This is a genomic window from Chromohalobacter marismortui (genome assembly GCF_004364315.1).
GTDB lineage: Bacteria > Pseudomonadota > Gammaproteobacteria > Pseudomonadales > Halomonadaceae > Chromohalobacter > Chromohalobacter marismortui.
In genome coordinates this window covers 367,926-390,154 of the sequence record NZ_SOBR01000003.1, presented here as the reverse complement: position 1 = coordinate 390,154, position 22,229 = coordinate 367,926, and the positions used below count along the sequence as shown (strand labels likewise).

Here is a 22,229-nt window from a genome sequence, read left to right as displayed (position 1 = left end):
TTGCTTGGGTCAAAAGGCGTCGAATGCCGAACGAATCCACTCGAACGACACCTTGGGTGGCGTGCCGGTGACGCCTACGACGTCGAAACGACACGCACATGATAGCCCGTTGCGATGAAGATAAAAACGTGCAGCGCTGACCAGGCGGCGCCGCTTGGCGGCGGTCACGGTCTCGAGGGGGTGACCATGACCGGTATGGGTGCGGTGCCTGACTTCGATGAATACCAGAACCTCGCCGTCGCGCATGATGAGGTCGATCTCTCCGCGCCTGGCGTGCTGATTGGTATCCACCAAGTGCAGGCCTTGCGAGATCAACCAGTCGGCGGTGCGGCGCTCCATGTCGAGACCGCGACGCCGCGGGTCATGGGGCGAGTGTGACATCGCCGATATCCGGAACGGAGAGCCCTTTCAGGAGTGGCGCGGGGACGCCTGCCTGGAACTGTGCCCAGGGGAGATCGCGCTTGATCCGGCCATCGTCGCGCGCCTTTAGCGTGCCCGTGGCACCGAAGACTTCCATCGAAGGTAATGCCTGTATCAGCGGCAGGCGTCGTGCCAGTTCGTAAGCGTCGACGCCCATGGCGTTGAGCTTGAGGATGTTCGGGTTGCTGCGGGCATCGAGATTGCGATAGGTGGCGTAAAATGGAAGGGCTTTTTCTCCGCCCATGGCGGCATCCGGAATCAGCCAGGGGATGTCGACGAACATGACGTCATTGAGATCATGATCGGCACGCGGCTGTGGCTGGCCGCTATAGACCTGCGATGTGGCATAGATGGGGAGGTCGCCAGCGTAATAATATTCCATCATGGGAGGAACTTGACGTGCATAGCGGGGCAGTGCCAGCAGAAAGAGCATGTCAATGTCTTCGTTGTGAGCGCCGTTCTTGCCGGCATTCAGCAGGCGTTTTACCGCATCGCTGACGGGACCCTTGGGGGCGTAATGAACCACGCTTTCGAGCTTGCCCTGGTGGCTTTCCCAGCTTTGCTTGAAGGCATCGAGGACGCGTGCTCCCCACTCGTTATCGGGTACCAGCGCAGCGGCTTTCGAGTGCCCGTCCATGCGTGCGCGCGTGGCGATCTGGCGAGCCTCGTCCTCGGCAGACAGGCCATACTGATAAAGGTTGTCGGCCAAGTTGCGTGGATGCTTGCCATAATTCAAGGCCAGCGTCGGCAAGGGTACCGCGTCGCGTTGTTCGAGACGTGACACGAGTTCTTTGTCGAGGGGGCCGAGTACCACCTGGGCACCGCCCATGGTGGCTTGGGCGTAAAGTGCCTCCAGATTGCCTGCGCTGCTGTCGTAATACGTCAGTTGCGGAGTGCGCTCGCCTTGATTGAGTGCCGCCCTGTTGCGTGCCTGGATGCCGGTTTTGATGGCGTTGGCGACATTGGTCAATGGGCCCGACTCGGGGAGAAAGACGGCAACACGCGTGACTTCGCGTCCACGTAGTTCGCGCAGCGCCGATAAATTACCCGGCAGGCGGCGTGCGGCGGGGTGGCTTGAGTAGCGTTCACGCCAATCGCTCAGTGAGTCGGTGAGGCGCGATATGTTGCCTCCGCTCTGGCGGTATGAACGGGCTAGCGCGACCCAGCCTTGGGTCAGTGAGTCGGCATTATCGGCCATGTCGTCGAGGGCGTTGACGCTCAGGCGTGAAAGCGGTTTCCAGATGTCATCATTGAGCTCGAAAGGCGCGCCATCGCGTTGCAGATCGATCAGGGTCGTCGCTGCCGCACGAGAGTTGCCCAACAATGTCAGTGCCAGGCCGCGACGATGGCGTAATGTTTGCTGTGCGTCGCGTGGGAGGTTGTCGATATCGCTGAGTATCTGTGTGGCCGCCAGTGCACTGCGGCCACCTTTCTTGCGCAGGCTCAAATCGGAGACCAGAAGTGCCCAGTCGATGCGGGCGCCACGGTTCAAGCGTGAAGTATCAATGTCGCGAGCGACGTTCAGCGCCTGCTCGTCGTTGCCTTGTCGTGCTAGGATATCGGCCGCTTGGAGCCTGCTCTGCGCCGCCTGCGCGGGGGATTGGTCCTGAGCCTTGTCGAGTAGTGCACTGGCGCTCGGGCCGGGTGAGGAGCGCTGTGTTCCGCTGCCTACAGGTCCACCGGCACACCCGGCAAGGACTAAAGCGATCAGGGCGAGCCCGAGTAAGCTGCGCAGTGATATGGGCATGGTGTCATTCCTTTTTGGCGGTATGGCTCGGACAGTTCCCTTTCCGGACGTTGTCTGACGCAAGCGGGATCTGATGCGGGCGCTAGCGACACGACGCGAAGTTTCCATTATAGGCGTCGCAACCGGGATATTAACGAATGAGCGAAGGATTTGAAGGGGCATTGTACGTGGTCGCTACGCCGATTGGGAATCTCGAGGACCTGAGTCCCCGAGCGACCCGGGTGTTGGGCGAAGTGGACTGGATCGCTGCCGAGGATACCCGGCATAGCGCGCGCCTGCTGCGTCCGCTGGGGATCGACAAGCCGCTGGTCTCGCTACATGAGCATAACGAACAGATGCGCGTGGAAACGCTGCGTCAAGCGCTGGATACGGGAAAGAACGTGGCCTTGATCAGCGATGCCGGGACTCCCTTGATCTCCGATCCCGGTTATGTGGTCGTGCGCGAGCTGCGTGCCAGCGGACATCGCGTGATTCCGGTGCCGGGCGCCTGTGCCTTGATCACGGCGCTGTCAGCGGCGGGGCTGGCCACGAATCGTTTTCTCTTCGAAGGATTCTTGCCGGCAAAGGGCGGGCCGCGTCGCCAACGTCTGATGGAGGGGCGGGAGCGCGAAGAAACCCTGGTCTATTACGAGTCGCCGCATCGCATCCAAGCGACACTTCAAGACATCGCAGCGTTATTCGGCACGCGCCGCGTGGTGCTGGCGCGCGAGTTGACCAAGACGTTTGAAACCTTTCTCGATGCGGATGCCGAGACATTGGGGAGGCGTATGCAGGAAGACCCCAATCAGGCGCGTGGCGAATTCGTGATCATGGTCGCGGGCGCTGCGCCTCCGGATGACGAAACGCACGCCTTGGCCGAGGGCGAGGCGTGGTTGGCGGCGATGCTTGCCGAAGGGGTTGGCGTCAAAGCGGCGGCGACGGTCGTGGCTGGCCGACTCGGGGGGCGCAAGAAATATTGGTATCAGTGTGCCCAAGCCCTCAAGGACGGCGATGGGTAACAATATGCGCATGAGCCACTCGCGCGCTTGAGGGGCCTACGAGGGGCTGTTATTCTTGCCTGCTTGGGAGCCGGCCGGACAGTCGCCGCCGTGCACTGGCACGGGGGAGGAAAGTCCGGGCTCCATAGGGCAGGGTGCCAGGTAACCCCTGGGCGGCGTGAGCCGACGGAAAGTGCAGCAGAGAGTAGACCGCCTAAGCGGGCTTCGGTCCGCCGGTAAGGGTGAAAGGGTGCGGTAAGAGCGCACCGCGCGCCTGGTAACAGTGCGTGGCAAGGTAAACCCCACCCGGAGCAAGACCAAATAGGAACCCAAAGGCGTGGCCCGCGCTGGGTTCGGGTAGGTTGCTTGAGGGTCGCGGTGACGCGGCCCCTAGAGGAATGGCTGTCCTCGACAGAACCCGGCTTATAGGCTGGCTCCCATTCGAATTTCAGATCTCCGGGTCTGTGCGCGTCATGCCGCGACGTCTGCCTTCGGGCGGCCTGAAACAGCGGCGGCAGGCCCCAATGCCCGAGTGATTCATGCAGCATCGTGACCATCCCGAGAAGGACCCGCTTTCCGATACGCCGCATGCGGCCGATGAGCGAGTGGCTAACTACCGACATGCGAGCGTATTGCTCGACGGCGCGGTAGATGCACTGGTGACCGATCCCGATGGCAGTTATCTGGACGGCACCTTTGGTCGCGGTGGGCATTCCCGCGTTATTCTCGAGCGATTATCGCCACAAGGACGCTTGCTGGCCATCGATCGTGATCCGGACGCTCTGGCCGAGGGGGCCAGGCTCAACGATCCGCGCTTCTCCCTTCAATACGGCCGTTTCGCCGAGCTGGATGCTATTGCTCATGACCATGCGCTGCACGGCCGCTTGGCGGGCGTGTTGCTGGATGTCGGGGTGTCATCGCCGCAGCTCGATGATCCCGCGCGGGGATTCAGCTTCTTGCGCGATGGACCGCTCGACATGCGCATGGACCCCACGCAAGGGGAAAGTGCCGCCGACTGGCTGGCGCGAGTCGACGAGCGCGAGATGGTCGATGTCTTCAAGCGTTATGGCGAGGAACGTTTCGCGCGGCGCATTGCCAAAGCGATCATCGCGCGTCGTGCCGAGCGGCCGTTGACGCATACCGAGGACTTGGCGGAACTCGTCAAGGCTGCGCATCCCGCCTGGGAAAAAGGCAAGCACCCGGCAACGCGGGTGTTTCAGGCGATACGCATTCATGTCAATGCTGAACTCGAACAGCTAGAGGCCGCGCTCGCAGCCGCTCTCGAGGCGTTGGCGCCGGGGGGGCGGCTAGTAGTGATCAGTTTCCACTCCTTGGAGGATCGGTTGGTCAAGCGCTTCATTCGCGATCAGGCTCGTGGCGATACGCATTTACCGCGTGACTTTCCGGTGCGTGACACGCAGTTGAATCGACGCCTGGCCATGGTGGGCAAGGCGAGTCGTCCAGGGGAGGACGAGGTAGCCGACAATCCTCGTGCGCGCAGTGCCGTGATGCGTGTGGCTCGGAAACTCGACTGAGGTTGGTGATGGTGGCTCAAGGACGAAATACCTCGCCCAAGGCAAACTGGCCGTTCGCGGGGCGTTTGCGTTGGCGCCACGTTATTCTGCTGGTGCTGATCTTGATGACATTGGCCAGCGCGTTGGCCTCCATTGTCAGTACGCATCAAACACGCGTGCAGTATGCGCGCTTCCAGGACTTGGAAAAACAGCGTGATAGCTTGCAGACCGCCTGGGGGCGACTGCTGCTCGAGGAGAGCACCTGGTCGGCACCGGGACGTGTCGAGACAATCGCCACCCAGCGGTTGGACATGCATGTGCCCGATGTCAATGACGTCGAGGTGATTCGCCCATGAGCCGCGAGCGTCCATCGACCTCGACGCGTCGTCCACCCAGCACGGGACCGTCGGGACGCGGCCGTTATGTTTTCATGTTGACGTTGATTGTCGTGGCCTTGGGCGCGCTGGTGGGGCGCATTGTCTATCTCAACGTGATCGATCGCGATTTTCTGCAGAATCAAGGCGATGCGCGTACGCTGCGCGTCGAGCCTATCAAGGCACACCGTGGCATGATCACCGACCGCAATGGCGACCCTCTGGCGATTTCCACGCCGGTGGTCACGTTATGGGCCAACCCTCAGGAGCTGCCTTCCGACCCGATTCAACTGGCGACGCTCGCGCATGCCTTGAACATGGACCCTGAGACGCTCGAGTCGCGAGTCGAGCGTTATGCCGACCATGAGTTCATGTACCTGCGACGACGCATGACACCAGAGGCGGCGCAGCCAGCGCTGGCCCTCGATATGCCAGGGGTCTACTCCAAGGATGAATACAAGCGCTATTACCCTTCAGGTGCAGTGACCGCGCAACTCGTCGGGGTGACCAATATCGACGATCAGGGCCAAGAAGGCCTGGAACTGGCGTATAACAAGTATCTCTCCGGGCAGCCGGGCAAGCGGCGTGTACTCAAGGATCGCAAGGGCCGCCTGGTGCGCGACCTGCACTTGCTCAAGGATGCCAAACCAGGCGGTGATCTGACGCTATCGATAGACCTGCGTTTGCAGTACATGGCCTATCGTGAACTGAAAAAAGCGGTCGACAAGCGCAATGCCGATGGCGGTTCGTTGGTGATGATGGATGCGCGTAGCGGTGAAGTCTTGGCGATGGTTAACCTGCCTTCTTACAACCCCAATAATCGCGCTTCCATCGATGCTGCCGGTCTGCGCAATCAGGCAATCACCGACGCTATCGAGCCTGGCTCGGTGATGAAGCCGTTGGCAATGTCGGCGGCGCTGGCGACGGCCAAGATCGACACCGACACGGTGATCGATACCTCGCCGGGGTGGATGGTGATCGATGGCTACACGATCAGTGACTTTCGCAATTACGGCAAGCTGACGCCGGGGGGCATACTATTGCATTCCTCCAATATCGGCATGTCGCATATTGCCTTGAAGTTGGATAAAGACACGATCTGGCAGCAGTACCGAGAGCTGGGGCTGGGCCAAGCACCCGGCACGGGCTTTCCCGGGGAAGGGAGTGGCAGTCTGCCGTCTCTGTACGGCCTTTCCCGCAGTGCGCAGGCGACCATGGCCTACGGTTATGGTATTTCCTTGACGCCCCTCCAACTGGCCAGTGCGTACACCGCGCTTGCCAACGATGGCCGCCGTCTACGGCCTTCCTTGTTGAAGCGTAGTTCTCCGCAGCTCGGTAAGCAGGTCATGTCGCCGAAGATCGCCCATGAGCTGCTGGAAATGATGGAAAAAATCGTGCAGCCCGGTGCCGGTGGTTCGCGGGCGATGGTCGAGGGATACCGCATCGCCGGCAAGACGGGTACGGTGCGCAAGGTGACCGATGGGGGATATCAGCAGAAAGCCTATCGCGGCTTGTTTGCGGGCATCGCGCCGGTCTCCGACCCGCGTATCGTGACCGTTGTGATGATTGACCATCCCAAGGGAGACGCCTATTACGGCGGCCTGGTGGCGGCACCGGTCTTCGGCCGCGTAGTGGGCAAGGCGTTGCGTCTTCTCGATGTACCCCCCGATCAACAGGAGATGTCCGAGTGATGGAAATCGGTACGCAACGTTTGGTGGATGGCCTGGCGTTACTCTGGCCATCGCAAGCGACGCCCGCGCGGCTCGACGGTTGGCGCCCCTTTTCCTCCACCTGTGCGATGACCCTCGATAGTCGAGAGGCGGGGCCTGGTGTGGTGTTTTTGGCCGTGCCGGGGGTGCATGCCGATGGACGCGCTTTCATCGAGCAGGCACTGGCGGCCGGCGTGGAGGCGGTGCTTTGCGACACCGACGCGCTGCCGAACGAGACGCCTGTGCAGGATGCGCGCGTGCTTGGCGTGCCGGGGCTGTTCGGGCGCCTGGGCGAATTCGGTCGCTATCTTTTCGATGTCCCCGAGACACAGACCTTGATAGGCGTGACCGGCACCAATGGCAAGAGCTCGGTCACGCATTACATTGCGGCTCTGTCGGAAGAATTGGGCACGCCGGCGGCGGTGATCGGTACCCTGGGTGTCGGACGCCCCGGACGACTTGAGCCTGGAGCGCTGACGACACCGGGGCCACTGGCGTTGCAGGCGTCGTTGGGGAGCCTTGGCGCGCAGGGTATCGAGCGCGTCGCCATGGAAGTCTCGTCCCACGCGCTTGAGCAACGACGCGTGCGGGGGTGTCGGTTCCAGGCGGCGGTGTTTACCAATATCAGCCGCGACCACCTCGATTATCACGGTAGCATGGCGGCCTACGCCGCGGCCAAGGCACGACTGTTCCAGCATCGTGAACTATCGCTGGCGGTGGTCAACGGTGATGATCGCCTGACGCCTTTGATGCTCGCCGGCCTCCCCAAGGGGGTGCGCGTGCTCGCCACGGGGTGTGACGAAGCCACGACCTTGCGTGTCATCGATTGGTTCCCGCATACGCTCGGGCAGCGTGCCTTGATTGCGACGCCGGAGGGAGAACGTGAATTGGAACTGTCGCTGTTGGGGCGTTTCAATCTCGACAACGTTCTGCTGGCGATGGCGACGCTGCATGGCCTGGGCAGCGATTGGACGGCGCTGTTCGATGCCGCTGCGCGGCTCGCGCCGGTGCCCGGTCGCATGCAGCGGGTGACCGCCGATGGCGCCCCCACGGTGGTGGTCGACTATGCGCATACGCCGGAGGCATTGCACAACGCACTCGCTGCGCTACGTGCGCATGTGCCCGCCGAGGACGGGGCCAAGCTATGGTGCGTGTTCGGATGCGGCGGCGACCGCGACCGCGGCAAGCGGCCGCTGATGGCGCAAGCGGCGGGGGCGCTGGCCGACTGTCTGGTGATCACCGACGACAACCCGCGTGGCGAGCCGGCGGCGGCGATTCGTGATCAGGTCGTGGCGGGGCTGGCGTCGGATGTGCGCGCGCAATGCGTGGCGGGTCGCGGCGAGGCAATCGAGCGTACCCTGCAGGCAGCCGGCGAGGACGACCTCGTGTTGATCGCTGGCAAGGGACATGAAACCTATCAAGACATCGATGGGCGACGCTATCCGTTCAGCGATGTCGAGGTCGCGCAAGCCGCGCTCGAGCGACGCCGGGAGCGTGAGGCATGAGCACGACGACGTTGCACGAGATCGCCGGCTGGTTGGGCGCTGTTGCGCCCGACGTGGAGGCCGTCACGGGCCAGGTGGTGAGCGATACGCGTCGGATCGCACCGGGCGATGTGTTCCTGGCACTGGTCGGCGAGCGCTTCGATGGTCATGACTTTCTGGAGGAGGCGCGCGACAAGGGCGCGGCAGGTGCGATCGTGTCGCGGCGCGTGGCGACATCACTGCCTCAGATCGAAGTGGCTGATACGCGCTTGGCGCTGGGGATGTTGGGGCGCGTTCGGCGGCGTGCCTGGTCAGGCGAACTGGTGGCGGTGACCGGCAACAGTGGCAAGACGACGGTCAAGGAAATGCTGGCGTCGATCCTGTCCCGTTCGCAGCCGACCCTGTTCACGCATGCCAACCTCAACAACGATATCGGTGTGCCTCAGACGCTACTGGCATTGTCGTCGGCGTATCGCCGTGCTGTCGTCGAGTTAGGGGCCAATCACCTGGGGGAAATCGCCTGGACAACGGCCCTGGCCCGCCCCGATGTCGCGGTGATCACTAACGTCACGGGAGCCCATGTCGGGGAGTTCGGCGGGCTGGGGCAGATCGCCCAGGCCAAGTCGGAAATTCTGCAAGGCTTGCCGTCTTCGGGCACCGCGGTGCTCAATCACGACGACCGGTTTTATCCTCTGTGGCGGGAACTGGCGGGTGAGGTCGAGGTGGTCGATTTCGGACTCGATGCCACGGCACGGGTGCGCGCCTTGGCGCTGGCCTGTGACGACGCCGGGCGTTATGCTTTCACGCTATCCGTGGATGGCGATCCGCTGGGTCGGGTTCACTTGGCCCTGTTGGGGCGCCACAATGTGCTCAATGCGCTGGCCAGTGCGGCGGCAGCATGGGCGCTGGGCGTTGCGAGCGACGATATCGTCGCCGGGCTCGAGGCCTGTGAGGCGATGCCGGGGCGCATGGCATGCGTGCCCGGTGTGCGCGGCGCACGTTTGCTGGACGATACTTATAATGCCAATCCCGGTGCGGTCCGCGCCGCCTTGACGGTGCTGGCCGGTATGCCCGCGCCCCGTTGGTGTTTCCTGGGCGCCATGGGAGAACTGGGTAACGACAGCGAACGCTTGCATGCCGAGCTAGGTCACGTTGCGCGGGAACTGAAGATCGACTTTCTCGGCACGTTCGGTGCCGATGCCCGCCCTGCGGTGGCGGCATTCGGCGATTCAGCGTGTCATTTCGATGATTGGGCGACGCTCGTGCGTTATGCCCACGACCATCTCCCCTCCGGGGCCAGCGTGCTGGTCAAGGGGTCGCGCAGTGCCGGCATGGAACGCTTGATTGCCGAGCTGCGCACGGATGCACCAAGGTGAACGCGACTCATGCTGCTTTTCCTGGCTGATTTTTTGGCGAATTACCAAAGCGCCTTTAACGTTTTCAATTACCTGACCCTGCGCGTGATCCTGGGGACGCTGACCGCCCTCATGCTGTGCTTGTGGCTGGGGCCGCAAGTCATCAGGCGTCTTGTCGAGCGCCAGATTGGCCAGGCAGTGCGCGACGACGGGCCGCAGTCGCATCTTTCCAAGGCCGGCACGCCGACCATGGGCGGTGCCATGATCCTCATCGCCATTGCCATTAGTACCCTGCTGTGGGGCGATCTCACCAACCACTATGTCTGGTTGGTGCTGGCCGTGACGCTGGGCTTCGGCGCCATTGGCTGGGTCGACGATTATCGCAAGGTCGTGGAGAAGAATCCGCGTGGCTTGCCGGCACGCTGGAAGTATTTCTGGCAATCGGCTATCGGGCTGGGGGCGGCCGCGGTGCTTTATCTGACGGCCGCCAGCCCTGTCGAAACCAGTCTGATCGTGCCCTTGTTCAAGAACATCGTGGTACCGCTGGGCCTTTTTTATATCGTGCTGACCTATTTCGTCATCGTGGGCAGTTCCAACGCGGTCAATCTCACCGACGGCCTCGACGGGCTGGCGATCATGCCCACGGTGCTCGTGGCCATGGGGTTGGCGATCTTCGCTTACGCAAGCGGCAATACCGTCTTCGCGCAATATCTGCATATTCCCCTGATACCGGGTGCCGGCGAATTGGCCGTCTTCTGTGGCACGATCGCGGGGGCCGGTCTGGGATTCCTGTGGTTCAACACCTACCCCGCTCAAGTATTCATGGGAGATGTCGGGGCGCTGGCACTGGGCGCGGCCTTGGGCGTGGTCGCTGTCATCGTGCGTCAGGAAATCGTGCTGTTCATCATGGGCGGCGTGTTCGTCATGGAAACGGTCTCGGTCATGCTGCAAGTCGGCTCCTACAAGCTGACAGGGCGACGAATCTTTCGCATGGCGCCGTTGCACCACCATTTCGAACTCAAGGGCTGGCCCGAGCCGCGAGTCATCGTGCGTTTCTGGATCATCACCGTCGTGCTGGTCTTGATGGGGCTCGCCACGTTGAAGATTCGCTGACATGGTCAAGGTGCCGACTGCCTATACGCTGGTCATCGGTCTGGGGCTCTCCGGCCAGGCGATCGCGCGGCATCTGGCGCGTCAGGGCGTGCCATTCATGATCGCCGACACGCGTGAGGCGCCTGCCGGCCTGGAGGCCTTCAAAGCCGCGCATCCCGATGTCGAGGTGGTGTGTGGTCCGCTGCAAGCGCTGGATATGCAAGAGGCACGTGAAATCGTGGTCAGTCCGGGCGTCGATTTGCGCACGCCGGGACTTGCCGAGTACGTGAATGCCGCAGGCGAAGGCCCGCGGGTGGTCGGTGAAATGGCGCTTTTCGTGCGTGCGTGCCGTGCCCCGATAGCCGCGATCACTGGCTCCAATGCCAAGTCCACGGTGACCACGCTGCTCGGCGAGATGGCGCAGGCATCGGGGTGGCGGGTCGCCGTCGGGGGCAATCTGGGGACGCCGGCGCTTGACTTGCTCGTCGAGGTCCCGGAGGCGGCGCTATTCGTCCTCGAACTGTCTAGCTTTCAGTTGGAAACCACGCTCTGGTTGGGCGCCGAGACGGTGGCTTTTCTAAATCTGTGCGAGGACCACCTGGATCGTCATGGCGACATGCACCGTTATCAGGCGGCGAAGCAGCGCATCTTTCGCGGCGCGCGTCATGCCGTCGTCAATGCCGACGATGCCGCGACATGGCCCGCTAGCCAGGTCGCCGATGTGGTGCGCTTCACTACTCGTTCTCCCACGGGAGAAGACTGGGGGATCGACGCGCGTTCCGGTGATGCCTGGCTCGTGCATGGCGACATGCCGATAATGCCGACGCGCCGTGTCCGCATGCCGGGGCGACATAATCATGCCAACGCCCTGGCGGCGCTGGCGATGGGGACGCAGCTGGGATTGTCGCTGGAGGCGATGCGTCGCGTGCTCGAGCGCTTTTCCGGTTTGCCGCACCGTAGTGAGCTGGTCGCCGAACGTGATGGCGTGCGCTGGATCAACGACTCCAAAGGCACCAATGTGGGCGCGACCCTGGCGGCGATTGAAGGGGTGGGGCCGGTGCTCGAGGGGCGCCTGATCCTGTTGGCGGGCGGTGACGGCAAGGGTGCCGATTTTACGCCATTGGTCGAGCCACTGCGGCGTCATGCGCGGGAGGTCGTGGTGTTCGGACGCGACGCTCAGCGTCTCGAGCGTGTCCTCTCCGAGTGGATGCCGGTGACCCGTTTGACGGACCTTGAATCCGCCATGCGTCGGGCTCAGTCCATCGCTACCGTCGGCGACGCCGTTCTGTTGTCGCCTGCCTGCGCCAGCCTCGATCAGTTTCCCCACTATAGGGCACGTGGCGACGCCTTTCGGCAATGGCTGGTGAAGCAGGGAGGGGCGGTATGCTAGGGCAGTGGAAAGAGCGACTCTCCACCCGTGGACAAGCCACCGATGGATGGTTGCTGTTGGCGACCCTCTCCCTGTTGCTGGTGGGGTGGGTAATGGTGACTTCGGCATCGACGGAGATCGCGGCCAGTCTCACCGGCAACCCCTACTATTTCAGTATTCGTCACGGCATTTTTGTGCTTTTCTCTGGCTTTCTCGGGCTCGTGGCGGTGTGCATCCCCCTCAAACGTTGGCGTGCCCTGGGGCCCGGGCTGCTGCTGTTGGGTATCGTGCTGCTTATTGCGGTGCTGGTCATCGGTGATGAGGTCAATGGCAGCAAGCGCTGGATTCCCCTGGGGTTTATCAATATCCAGGCGTCGGAAGTCGCCAAGTTGTGTCTCATCGTCTACTTTGCCGATTACCTGCAACGTTATCTGCCCGAAGTACGCCGAGACTGGGGCGCCTTCTTGCGCCCGTTCGTGGTGCTTGCGGTGTACGTGGTGCTGTTGATTTTCGAGCCGGATTACGGCGCCATCGTGGTGATCGGCGGTTGCATGATGGGCATGCTGCTGTTGGCGGGGGCGCCGCTGGGACGCTTTGGGCTCGTCATGATTCTGGTCGTTGGCGCCGGTGTCTTGCTTGCCGTTTCCGAGCCCTATCGCCTGGAGCGTATCACGAGTTTTGCCAATCCCTGGGCTGAGCAATACTCCAGCGGTTATCAGTTGACGCAAGCATTGATTGCCTTTGGGCGTGGGCACTGGCTAGGCCTGGGGTTAGGCAACAGTATTCAGAAGCTGTTCTATCTGCCCGAAGCGCATACCGATTTCGTGTTTGCGGTACTGGCCGAAGAGCTGGGGCTGGTCGGGGCCGTGAGCGTGGTCTGCCTCTTCGCCTTGCTCGTCTTTCGTGGGCTGCGCATCGGGCGCCAGGCAGAGTTGCGAGGCTGGGCCTTCTCCGCCTTCCTGTGCTATGGCATCTCGTTGGTGTTCGGGGCACAGGCATTCATCAATATCGCTGTCAGTACCGGCATGTTGCCGACCAAGGGGCTGACCTTGCCGTTGTTGAGCTATGGTGGCTCTAGTCTGGCGGTCAGTTGCGTCATGGTCGCCTTGTTGCTTCGCGTCGATGCCGAAATGCGGGCCAAGACGCGGGCCACTCAGGCGGCACGCCAAGCCAAGCAGCAAGAACGAGGAGAGCGCTAGTGCCTCACCCGCAAGTGTCCCGTGTTCTGATCATGGCCGGAGGCACCGGTGGCCATGTGGTGCCCGCGCTTTCACTGGCCAAGGCGCTGCGCGAACGCGGTGTCGTGGTGGAATGGCTGGGCAGCCCCCGGGGTATCGAGAACCAGTTGGTGCCGGCGGCGGGGTTGACCTTGCATCGCGTGCAGGTCTCCGGCCTGCGTGGCAACGGGGTCGCCGGTTGGCTGCTGGCGCCATGGCGTCTGGCCAAGGCCATCTGGCAAGCACGTCAGGTGATCGCGACATTCGATCCCCAACGGGTGGTGGGGCTGGGTGGCTTTGCCAGCGGCCCCGGTGGACTGGCCGCGTGGATGATGCGTCGGCGTTTGATCATTCATGAACAAAACGCCGTAGCGGGGATGACCAATCGCTATTTGGCGCGTCTGGCGCATCGCGTCTATGCCGCCTTTCCCGGCGCGTTCGGCGAGCGCATGGCGGAGGTGGTGGGAAATCCCGTGCGTGGCGATATCGCAACGCTCGGCGAGACGCCGCGTGATGCGGAGACGCTACGCACGCGGCCCTTGCGGTTGCTGGTATTGGGGGGCTCGCTCGGTGCGCAGGCGCTGAATGCAGCGGTCCCTCGGGCGATAGCGCAATTGCCGGCGAACAGGCGCCCCGAGGTACGGCATCAGGCCGGACGCGACAAGGAAATGGCGACCCGGGCGGCGTACACCGAGATGGAGGTCGGCGCCACGGTCAGCGCCTTCATCGACGACATGGCGGCGGCCTATGATTGGGCGGACCTGATTGTCTGCCGCGCCGGTGCCTTGACGATCGCCGAGCTCGCTGCAGCGGCCAAGCCTGCGGTCCTGGTGCCGTACCCGCATGCCGTCGACGATCATCAGACGCTCAACGCGCGGCAATTGGTCGATGCCGGGGCTGCGCGTTTGATGCCGCAGGACCATTTATCGGCGGCGAGCCTCGCCGAGGAACTGGCGGTACTTCTCGAACCCGAGACTCTGGCCACCATGGCAATGGCGGCACGCTCCGAGGCGCGCCTGGAAGCGATCGAGCGCCTGGTGGCAGGGTGCATGGAGGCTAATCTTGACAACGCATGACGTTGCCGGCGCAACCCGCCCGAGTCGTACCGGGTTGGGCATGCGCCGCATTCATAATATTCATTTCGTGGGCATCGGCGGTGCCGGTATGTGCGGGATCGCGGAAGTGCTGGCCAACCAAGGCTATACGGTCAGCGGCAGCGACCTGCGTGAGTCGCCGGTCACGCGGCATCTTCGCGACTGCGGCATTCGCGTGTGCATCGGGCACGTCGATGAGCACGCCCAGGGGGCCGATGTCCTGGTCGTCTCCACGGCCGTCGACACCGAGAACCCGGAGATCCGCTGGGCGCGTGAGCACCGCATTCCCGTGGTGCGGCGTGCGGAAATGCTTGCCGAGCTGATGCGCTTTCGCCATGGCATCGCCGTGGCGGGCACGCATGGCAAGACCACGACCACCAGCCTGACCTCGACGCTGCTCGGCGAAGGTGGGCTCGACCCGACCTTCGTGATCGGCGGCAAGCTGACCAGTGCCGGGGCCAACGCACGTCTGGGAGAGGGTGATTACCTGGTGGCCGAGGCCGACGAGTCGGATGCGTCTTTTCTGCACTTGCAGCCGATGGTGTCGATCGTCACCAATATCGACGCCGATCACATGGCAACCTACGCAGGGGACTTTTCCAGGCTCAAGGACACCTTCCTGGAGTTCTTGCATAACCTGCCGTTCTACGGGCTGGCGGTGCTGTGTCTCGACGATGACAACGTGCGTGGCCTGATTCCGCGCATTCAGCGCCAGTTCGTGACCTACGGGTTTGCCGAGGACGCCGATTACCGGTTGTGCAATTTCGTCCAGCGCGGTGGCGTGGTGCACTTCACTGCCGAGCGTCCGCCGGGCATGGCGCCGCTCGAGATCGAGTTGGGCATGCCTGGCCGGCATAACGCTCTCAATGCACTGGCGGCGATTGCCGTCGCCAGTGACGCGGGCGTCGAGGACGCCGCCATTCAGCGCGGACTCGCCAACTTTGCCGGCGTGGGGCGGCGCTTCCAGGTACATGGACATTTCCCGGCGCCGGCCGCCGAAGGCGACGTCATGCTGGTCGATGATTACGGTCACCATCCGCGTGAGGTGGAGATGGTCATCGACGCGGTGCGTGCCGGGTGGCCGGAGCGTCGTTTGGTCATGCTCTACCAGCCGCATCGCTATTCACGCACCCGAGACTTGTATGAGGATTTCGTACGCGTTCTCTCGGGTGTGGATACGTTGTTGCTACTGGACGTCTATAGCGCCGGGGAGGCTCCCATCCCAGGCGCGGAAGGCCGGACACTGGCCGGTTCGATACGTCAACGCGGTCAGGTCGATCCCTTGTTCGTCGAAAGCAAGCAGGAACTGCCGACGCTGTTGTCGCACGTGCTGCGTCCCGACGACATCCTGATCACCCAAGGGGCTGGCGACATCGGTGGTATCTCGTTGCGTCTGGCCGGCTGCCGGTTACATCTGGATGGAATGGAACTATGAATGACAGCGTGACGCGCACGCGCGCGAAGCGCCCGCATCGGGGGCGCGTCGTCGTGGTTTACGGGGGGCGTTCTGCAGAGCGTGAAGTGTCGCTGCTCAGTGGGCGTGCGATTCTGGCATCGCTCAAGCGCAGTGGCGTCGACGCGCGTGGGTTCGATTTCGCCGGCGGTGGGTTGAGCGGCCTCGAGGCGCTTGCACCGGAATATGTCTTCATCGCCATGCATGGCCGCGACGGTGAGGACGGCTCCCTGCAAGGCGCCCTGGAGTTGCTGGACATTCCCTATACGGGCAGCGGCGTGCTGGCTTCGGCGCTGGGCATGGACAAGGAGCGGACCAAGCAGTTCTGGCGTGCCCACGGCCTGCCCACGCCGGAGAGCGTCATGCTGGAAGGTGCGGTGGATTGGGATGCGGTCATCGCGACCCTCGGACTGCCCATGATCGTCAAGCCGGTGCATGAAGGCTCGACCATCGGGATCAGCATCGTCGATACGCGGGATGCGTTGATCGCCGCCCATACCGAGGCGGCGCGTTTCGACAATGCCATCATGGCCGAAAGGTTCGTGCAGGGCGAGGAGTATACCGTGTCGCTGCTCGGCGACGAGGTGTTGCCGGCGATTCGTGTCGAGGTGCCCAGCGGCTTTTACGATTACCAGGCCAAGTATCATTCCGACACCACGCGCTATCTCTTGCCATGTGGTCTCGAGGCCGCCGATGAGCGGGCGCTGGGCGAGCTATGCCGCCGTGCATTCGAGGTGATCGGCGGCCGGGGCTGGGGGCGTGTGGATGTGATGCGCGATGCGCAAGGCCGCTTCTGGTTGCTTGAAGTCAACACGGTGCCGGGCATGACCGACCACAGCCTGGTTCCGCAAGCAGCGGCGCATGCCGGGCTCGACTTCGATGCCTTGGTGTTGCGGATTCTCGACACCACGAGCGACGAGTGATGCGGCAATGAAGGAGGCCGGTTTGCGCGGTGCCTTGCTAGGTTTGATTCTGTTCGTTGTTTTGCTCGGTGCTGGCGGGCGTACGTTGTGGATCTGGCTCGACCGGCCCATAGAACGGGTTTCCATCGGCGGCGATCTGCACTATGTCTCGGCGGCCTATTTGCAGCACAATCTGGCCCCCTTGGTCAGCGGTGAGACGTGGCTATCCATCGATCTCGATCAGGTGCGCGATGAGGCGCGCGAAATCGACTGGCTCTCGGAAGTGAAAGTCTCGCGTGAGTGGCCCAATGCCTTGCGCTTCGAGCTTTTCGAACAAGTGCCGGTGGCGCACTGGAACGATGACAAGCTTCTCAATACGCAGGGTGAGCCTTTCTCGCCAGGCCCGGTCGAGGATTTGGATAAGTCCTTGCCGGATCTGGCAGGGCCCAAGGGGAGCGGGCCTGAGGTGTTGGCGTATCTCGACTCGCTGCGTCGCCGCTTGGACGTGCTGGATTTAAAAGTCACGCAGTTGCGGTTGGAGGATCGTGGGGCGTGGCGTTTCCAGGTCAATGATAGTGTCTGGGTGATGCTGGGACGCGCCGACCTAGCGTCTCGCCTGGCGCGTTTTACCGCGGCCTGGCAACGCCAGTTGGGAGCGCAGGCGTCGCAAATCCGCTACATTGATTTACGCTATCCCAATGGGGTTGCGGTGGCCTGGCATGGAGAAACCGAAACCGAGGCGATTGAGTAACGTCACAATTGCCTTTTTCGGCGCCAGGCCACGAAATCCGGGCGACTCGGGTTTCCCTTTTTGCAAAAATCACCGTATTCTGAGGCCGTTTTAACCTGTTGGGTGGTGACTTTAAGTTTCCTGTTCCTATAATTGGCTCAACACGTTTTTTTGTGTCTCAATGGCTTTTAAACCCAGTGCAGTTCGAGGAGTGACCCCGACCTATGGCAGGACAATCCAATGCTTCCAACATGGTGGTTGGGCTGGATATCGGAACGTCCAAGGTAGTCGCTATCGTTGGTCAGCCGTCCGATGATGGAAGCATCGAGATCGCAGGCATTGGTTCGCACCCCTCGCGCGGCATGAAAAAAGGGGTCGTCATCAATATCGAGTCGACCGTGCAGTCGATACAGCGCGCCGTCGAGGAAGCGGAGTTGATGGCGGGTTGCGATATTCACTCGGTGTATGTTGGCGTTGCCGGTAGTCACATCAGCTCGATGAATTCCGACGGTGTCGTGGCCATCAAGGAGCGCGAAGTCACTCCTTCGGATATCGACCGCGTCATCGACTCGGCCCGGGCGCGAGCCATTTCCGAAGGGCAGCGTATCCTTCACGTATTGCCCCAGGAGTTTGCCATCGATAACCAGGAGGGTATCCGCGAACCCTTGGGGATGTCCGGTGTCCGACTCGAGGCACGCGTTCACCTGGTCACGGCTGCCTTGAATGCCGTGCAAAACATCGAAAAATGCGTACGTCGCTGCGGTTTGGAAGTCGATGACATCATTCTGGAGCAATTGGCGTCGAGTTACGCGGTATTGACGGAAGACGAACGCGAGTTGGGCGTTTGCATGGTCGATATTGGTGGCGGGACCACCGATATCGCCGTATTTACCGAAGGGGCCATACGCCATACGGCGGTGATCCCCATCGCGGGCGATCAGGTGACCAATGATATCGCCATGGCCTTGCGCACGCCGACACAGTATGCGGAAGACATCAAGGTCAAATACGCCTGTGCACTGACCCAGCTGGCAAGCAGCGATGAAATGATCAAAGTTCCCAGCGTGGGGGACAGACCGGCGCGAGATCTTTCTCGTCAGGCGTTGGCCGAGGTGGTCGAACCTCGTTACGAGGAATTGTTCACATTGGTGCGCGAAGAATTGCGGCGTAGCGGCTACGAAGATCTCGTGGCGGCCGGTGTGGTACTCACCGGCGGTACGTCGCGTATGGAGGGTGTCGTCGAGCTGGCTGAAGAAATCTTTCACATGCCCGTGCGCATTGCTTATCCACACAACGTTCGCGGTCTCGTCGATGTCGTGCGCAACCCGATTTATTCGACGGGAGTGGGTTTGCTACTCTACGGTATGAATGATGCCAAACGTAATGCCGTCGTGTCGGCTCAGCCCCGTAGAGAAGAGGCTCATACCCGACGTGGACAAAGGCAGGAGCGCTCGGGGTTGGAAAGGATCAAAAGTTGGTTTAAAGGAAATTTCTGAGAGGGCCGCACTGGTAGCGGTCACAGGAGACGGGGCTTATGTTCGAACTGGTAGATAACGCACCTTCTAGCAGCGCGGTTATCAAGGTGATTGGCGTCGGTGGCGGCGGTGGCAATGCCGTCAACCACATGGTCGAGAGCAATATCGAGGGCGTCGAATTCATCTGTGCCAATACCGACGCTCAGGCACTCAAACGTGTTGCCGCCAAGACCGTTCTTCAGCTCGGCAGCGAGATCACCAAGGGGCTAGGCGCTGGTGCCAGTCCCGATGTTGGTCGTCAAGCGGCGATGGAAGACCGCGAGCGGATCGCGGAATTGCTGCAAGGCGCCGACATGGTCTTCATTACCGCCGGCATGGGCGGGGGAACCGGCACCGGCGGTGCACCGATCGTGGCACAGGTCGCCAAGGAGTTGGGCATCCTGACCGTGGCGGTGGTGACGCGTCCGTTCCCCTTCGAGGGGCCCAAGCGGATGCGAGCTGCCGAGGAAGGCATGGAAGCGCTCTCCGAGTATGTCGATTCGTTGATCACCATCCCCAACGAAAAGCTGCTCGCGGTACTCGGCAAGAATGCCAGCCTGTTGTCTGCGTTCAGTGCCGCCAACGACGTATTGCTCGGTGCGGTGCAGGGTATCGCCGAGCTGATCACCAGCCCGGGGATCATCAACGTCGACTTTGCCGATGTGCGCACGGTGATGTCCGAGATGGGCATGGCGATGATGGGCACCGGCGCGGCCACTGGCGAGAATCGCGCGCGCGAAGCGGCGGAGAAGGCTATTCGCAGCCCCTTGCTGGAAGACATCGACTTGCACGGCGCGCGCGGTATCCTGGTCAACATCACGGCGGGGCCGGACCTTTCCATCGGGGAGTTCAACGATGTCGGGGCCACCGTGCAGGAGTTCGCGTCTCAGGACGCGACGATCGTGGTGGGGACGTCCATCGACATGGAGTTGTCCGACGAGTTGCGCGTCACCGTCGTGGCGGCAGGGCTCGAGGGGCTCAAGGACAAGGCGGCAGTCGCTACCCCACAGCGTGAAACGGTCGCGGCGGCACGCAGCGCCGAATCGCCCGATTATCGCAAGCTTCAGCAGCCCACCGTCATGCGTCAGCAGGCGGCCAAGGAGCAGGACGAGTCGGCGAAGTCTCGGCAGGAGTCGCGGCGCAAGTCGCAAGAGCTCGATGATTACCTGGATATTCCGGCGTTCTTGCGTCGTCAGGCCGATTGATCGAGCGACATATGCTGGGCGCATAGGCGTGGCCAGGCGACATTTTTTTGTTGAAACGCTTGTTCGGTGTTATAGTGAACGCCGTTTCATAACGATTTCCAAGCTTGGCTTACGCCCATGATTAGACAACGTACATTAAAGAATACCATCCGTGCCACTGGTGTGGGCTTGCATTCAGGTGAAAAAGTATACCTGACACTGCGCCCCGCGCCGGTCAATACTGGCATCGTCTTCGTGCGTACCGATCTCGATCCCGTAGTGCAGATTGCCGCCAATGCCGAACATGTGACCGACACCACGCTGTGTACGGCACTTTCGCGTGATGGCGTCAAGGTGGCGACGGTTGAACACTTGATGTCGGCATTTGCCGGCTTGGGAATCGACAATGTCTTCGTCGAGCTCAGTGCGCCGGAAGTGCCCATCATGGATGGCAGTGCCGGTCCTTTCGTGTTCCTGATTCAGTCGGCCGGTATCGCCGAGCAGGGCGCCCCCAAGAAGTTCATTCGCATCAAACGCGAGATCGTGGTGGCAGAAGAAGACAAGGAAGCGCGCTTTCTACCGCACAATGGCTTCAAGGTGGCGTTCGCCATCGACTTCGATCATCCGGTCTTCGCGCATCAGAAACAGACCGCGAGTGTCGATTTTTCGACCACTTCTTTCGTCAAGGAAGTGTCGCGCGCCCGTACCTTTGGCTTCATGCGTGACCTGGAATTCTTGCGTGCCCAGAACCTGGCGCTCGGCGGGAGCCTGGACAACGCCATCGTCGTCGATGATTATCGCATCGTGAACGAAGGCGGACTGCGTTACGAGGATGAGTTCGTCAAGCACAAGGTGCTCGATGCCATTGGCGATTTGTATCAACTGGGACACAGCCTCATCGGTGAGTTTCGCGGCGTCAAATCCGGCCATGGCTTGAACAACAAGCTATGCCGTGCCTTGATGGCTCAGCAGGATGCCTGGGAGATCGTGACTTTCGAAGACGAAACTCAGGCGGCGCCCATCTCGTACGCGGCACCCGCGCTGGCCTGATCGTCAGGCCAAGAGTAAGACCAAGCTTTTATTGACGCCGACCGCTCAGGTCGGCGTTTTTCATGGGGACCGCTGTCAGACAGTCTCTAGGCATCCCCGGGGGCATGCGACGCCAGGCGCGCCAATGCCTTTTTCAGCTTCGGATCCGTGGTATCGTCGGCGCATACCATGAGATGGTGCGCGGCGTCCGGGGACAGCGTGCGCGCCTGATGAACCGGGGCCTTGAGTGGACGCACGGGGCGAACCTTGAAGTTGAGCGAGAGCACGGCGTTGAACTCGGGCAGCTGGCGCAGCAACATCAGCAATCGCTGTCGCTCGTAACGAAGCCACGTCAGCCAGACGGCCCCATCGGTAATCAGGGTCAAGGCGCCGTCTCGATAGCCGCCGACATAGACGTGTTCGGCGACTTCGGTGGGAAGCTCGGCACGCAGGTGCTGTTGGGCGTGTTCCAGCAGTTTGGCCATGCGTACCACCGATCCCAGTTCTCCGGAACCGTCGATAAGGTGATGCATGGACTGGGCTCGGAAACGCTTAGCCTTTATACTCATGGGCTTGCCCGCGCGAAGGAAAGCAGAATGTCTGCGCAATCTACCATGAGCCGGAGCTCGTCGATAGCATGAGCAGCACCACGCACCACAGCTCAACGTGGCCACGTCGCCGTGTTCGCGCACGTCACCGTGCGCAATGCTGGCTTGCCGGCCTGTTGGTAGGGTGTTTATTGCCGGCGGGGTTGGTGAGCGCCGATGCGTTGCGCATCGCCGAGCGCTTGACGCAGATCTGCCTGATGGCGCCGGAAGCCATCCGCGCCCAGTCGCGTCGAGTGGCACGACGCACGCGGCTATTGGCGAGTGCCCGACGTCGGCCGTCATCATCGCGCCTGTGGCGCTTGCCGCAGCGTTGTTGTCATGTCTTGAGCGTCGGATTGGATGCCGTCTCGCGTCGCGGCCCTCCAAAGAGTGCCTGGTTTTCTGATGTTGGGCGGAAAATCGCCTGATATCGACATCGACACCGCGTCAGAGCGGTGATCGTCATGACGTTTTCGGC

The 22,229-nt window shown here is 62.0% G+C and carries 20 protein-coding genes and 1 other RNA gene; 18 read left to right on the top strand and 3 right to left on the bottom strand.

What is annotated here, in order from left to right; translation table 11 throughout:
- Window positions 1-9: 9 nt before the first annotated feature.
- A complete protein-coding gene (locus C8E00_RS08395) occupies window positions 10-381 on the bottom strand; it encodes a YraN family protein (protein ID WP_133696834.1) in 372 nt (123 codons plus the stop codon).
- Entirely contained in the window at window positions 362-2,167 is a 1,806-nt protein-coding gene (locus C8E00_RS08390) for a penicillin-binding protein activator (RefSeq protein ID WP_133696832.1), read from the bottom strand. The genes C8E00_RS08395 and C8E00_RS08390 overlap by 20 nt, the downstream gene beginning before the upstream one ends.
- A 137-nt stretch (window positions 2,168-2,304) precedes the next feature.
- Here C8E00_RS08390 and rsmI point away from each other — a divergent pair, with 137 nt between their 5' ends.
- From rsmI to lpxC, 17 genes are all read left to right on the top strand, one after another.
- Window positions 2,305-3,165 (top strand): 16S rRNA (cytidine(1402)-2'-O)-methyltransferase, encoded by an 861-nt coding sequence (gene rsmI / locus C8E00_RS08385; RefSeq protein ID WP_133696829.1) that lies wholly within the window; start codon window positions 2,305-2,307, stop codon window positions 3,163-3,165.
- 66 nt (window positions 3,166-3,231) lie between these two features.
- An RNA gene (rnpB, locus tag C8E00_RS08380) (RNase P RNA component class A) lies at window positions 3,232-3,586 on the top strand.
- Window positions 3,587-3,683: 97 nt separating this feature from the next.
- Window positions 3,684-4,679 carry a 16S rRNA (cytosine(1402)-N(4))-methyltransferase RsmH gene (gene rsmH / locus C8E00_RS08375; RefSeq protein ID WP_133696826.1) on the top strand — a complete coding sequence of 332 codons (996 nt, stop codon included), beginning with the start codon at window positions 3,684-3,686 and terminating at the stop codon, window positions 4,677-4,679.
- An 8-nt stretch (window positions 4,680-4,687) separates the two neighbouring features.
- Complete coding sequence (gene ftsL / locus C8E00_RS08370; RefSeq protein WP_133696824.1) at window positions 4,688-5,014, top strand: cell division protein FtsL; 327 nt, start codon at window positions 4,688-4,690, stop codon at window positions 5,012-5,014.
- The gene (locus C8E00_RS08365; RefSeq protein ID WP_133696821.1) at window positions 5,011-6,723 is read left to right on the top strand and encodes a peptidoglycan D,D-transpeptidase FtsI family protein; all 1,713 of its coding nucleotides are present in this window, start codon (window positions 5,011-5,013) and stop codon (window positions 6,721-6,723) included. Before ftsL ends, C8E00_RS08365 begins: the two co-directional genes overlap by 4 nt.
- The gene (locus tag C8E00_RS08360; protein WP_133696819.1) at window positions 6,723-8,246 is read left to right on the top strand and encodes a UDP-N-acetylmuramoyl-L-alanyl-D-glutamate--2,6-diaminopimelate ligase; all 1,524 of its coding nucleotides are present in this window, start codon (window positions 6,723-6,725) and stop codon (window positions 8,244-8,246) included. Before C8E00_RS08365 ends, C8E00_RS08360 begins: the two co-directional genes overlap by 1 nt.
- Window positions 8,243-9,601 carry a UDP-N-acetylmuramoyl-tripeptide--D-alanyl-D-alanine ligase gene (locus C8E00_RS08355; RefSeq protein WP_133696817.1) on the top strand — a complete coding sequence of 453 codons (1,359 nt, stop codon included), beginning with the start codon at window positions 8,243-8,245 and terminating at the stop codon, window positions 9,599-9,601. The genes C8E00_RS08360 and C8E00_RS08355 overlap by 4 nt, the downstream gene beginning before the upstream one ends.
- Window positions 9,602-9,610: 9 nt before the next feature.
- Window positions 9,611-10,693 carry a phospho-N-acetylmuramoyl-pentapeptide-transferase gene (gene mraY / locus C8E00_RS08350; protein ID WP_133696814.1) on the top strand — a complete coding sequence of 361 codons (1,083 nt, stop codon included), beginning with the start codon at window positions 9,611-9,613 and terminating at the stop codon, window positions 10,691-10,693.
- Between the two features lies 1 nt (window position 10,694).
- The gene (gene murD, locus C8E00_RS08345) at window positions 10,695-12,062 is read left to right on the top strand and encodes a UDP-N-acetylmuramoyl-L-alanine--D-glutamate ligase (RefSeq protein WP_133696811.1); all 1,368 of its coding nucleotides are present in this window, start codon (window positions 10,695-10,697) and stop codon (window positions 12,060-12,062) included.
- Window positions 12,056-13,240 (top strand): putative lipid II flippase FtsW, encoded by a 1,185-nt coding sequence (gene ftsW, locus C8E00_RS08340; RefSeq protein WP_133696809.1) that lies wholly within the window; start codon window positions 12,056-12,058, stop codon window positions 13,238-13,240. Before murD ends, ftsW begins: the two co-directional genes overlap by 7 nt.
- Before the next feature lie 32 nt (window positions 13,241-13,272).
- Window positions 13,273-14,334 carry an undecaprenyldiphospho-muramoylpentapeptide beta-N-acetylglucosaminyltransferase gene (gene murG / locus C8E00_RS08335; protein ID WP_243833148.1) on the top strand — a complete coding sequence of 354 codons (1,062 nt, stop codon included), beginning with the start codon at window positions 13,273-13,275 and terminating at the stop codon, window positions 14,332-14,334.
- 40 nt (window positions 14,335-14,374) lie between these two features.
- Window positions 14,375-15,787 carry a UDP-N-acetylmuramate--L-alanine ligase gene (gene murC, locus C8E00_RS08330; RefSeq protein WP_243833147.1) on the top strand — a complete coding sequence of 471 codons (1,413 nt, stop codon included), beginning with the start codon at window positions 14,375-14,377 and terminating at the stop codon, window positions 15,785-15,787.
- A complete protein-coding gene (locus C8E00_RS08325) occupies window positions 15,784-16,728 on the top strand; it encodes a D-alanine--D-alanine ligase (protein ID WP_133696802.1) in 945 nt (314 codons plus the stop codon). Before murC ends, C8E00_RS08325 begins: the two co-directional genes overlap by 4 nt.
- Window positions 16,729-16,735: 7 nt before the next feature.
- On the top strand, window positions 16,736-17,458 hold the full coding sequence (locus C8E00_RS08320) for a cell division protein FtsQ/DivIB (RefSeq protein ID WP_133696800.1): 723 nt from the start codon (window positions 16,736-16,738) through the stop codon (window positions 17,456-17,458).
- Between the two features lie 203 nt (window positions 17,459-17,661).
- Entirely contained in the window at window positions 17,662-18,933 is a 1,272-nt protein-coding gene (ftsA, locus tag C8E00_RS08315; RefSeq protein WP_133696797.1) for a cell division protein FtsA, read from the top strand.
- Window positions 18,934-18,971: 38 nt separating this feature from the next.
- Window positions 18,972-20,156: a cell division protein FtsZ gene (gene ftsZ / locus C8E00_RS08310; RefSeq protein WP_133696794.1), complete on the top strand. Its 1,185-nt coding sequence runs from the start codon at window positions 18,972-18,974 to the stop codon at window positions 20,154-20,156.
- A gap of 117 nt (window positions 20,157-20,273) precedes the next feature.
- Complete coding sequence (gene lpxC / locus C8E00_RS08305) at window positions 20,274-21,185, top strand: UDP-3-O-acyl-N-acetylglucosamine deacetylase (protein ID WP_133696791.1); 912 nt, start codon at window positions 20,274-20,276, stop codon at window positions 21,183-21,185.
- An 86-nt stretch (window positions 21,186-21,271) separates the two neighbouring features.
- On the opposite strand, the gene C8E00_RS08300 is transcribed toward lpxC, so the two are convergent.
- Complete coding sequence (locus C8E00_RS08300; protein WP_243833136.1) at window positions 21,272-21,697, bottom strand: DUF721 domain-containing protein; 426 nt, start codon at window positions 21,695-21,697, stop codon at window positions 21,272-21,274.
- Window positions 21,698-21,801: 104 nt separating this feature from the next.
- On the opposite strand from C8E00_RS08300, the gene C8E00_RS08295 reads away from it, so the two are divergent.
- Window positions 21,802-22,179 (top strand): hypothetical protein, encoded by a 378-nt coding sequence (locus C8E00_RS08295; RefSeq protein ID WP_133696787.1) that lies wholly within the window; start codon window positions 21,802-21,804, stop codon window positions 22,177-22,179.
- Window positions 22,180-22,229 lie beyond the last annotated feature (50 nt).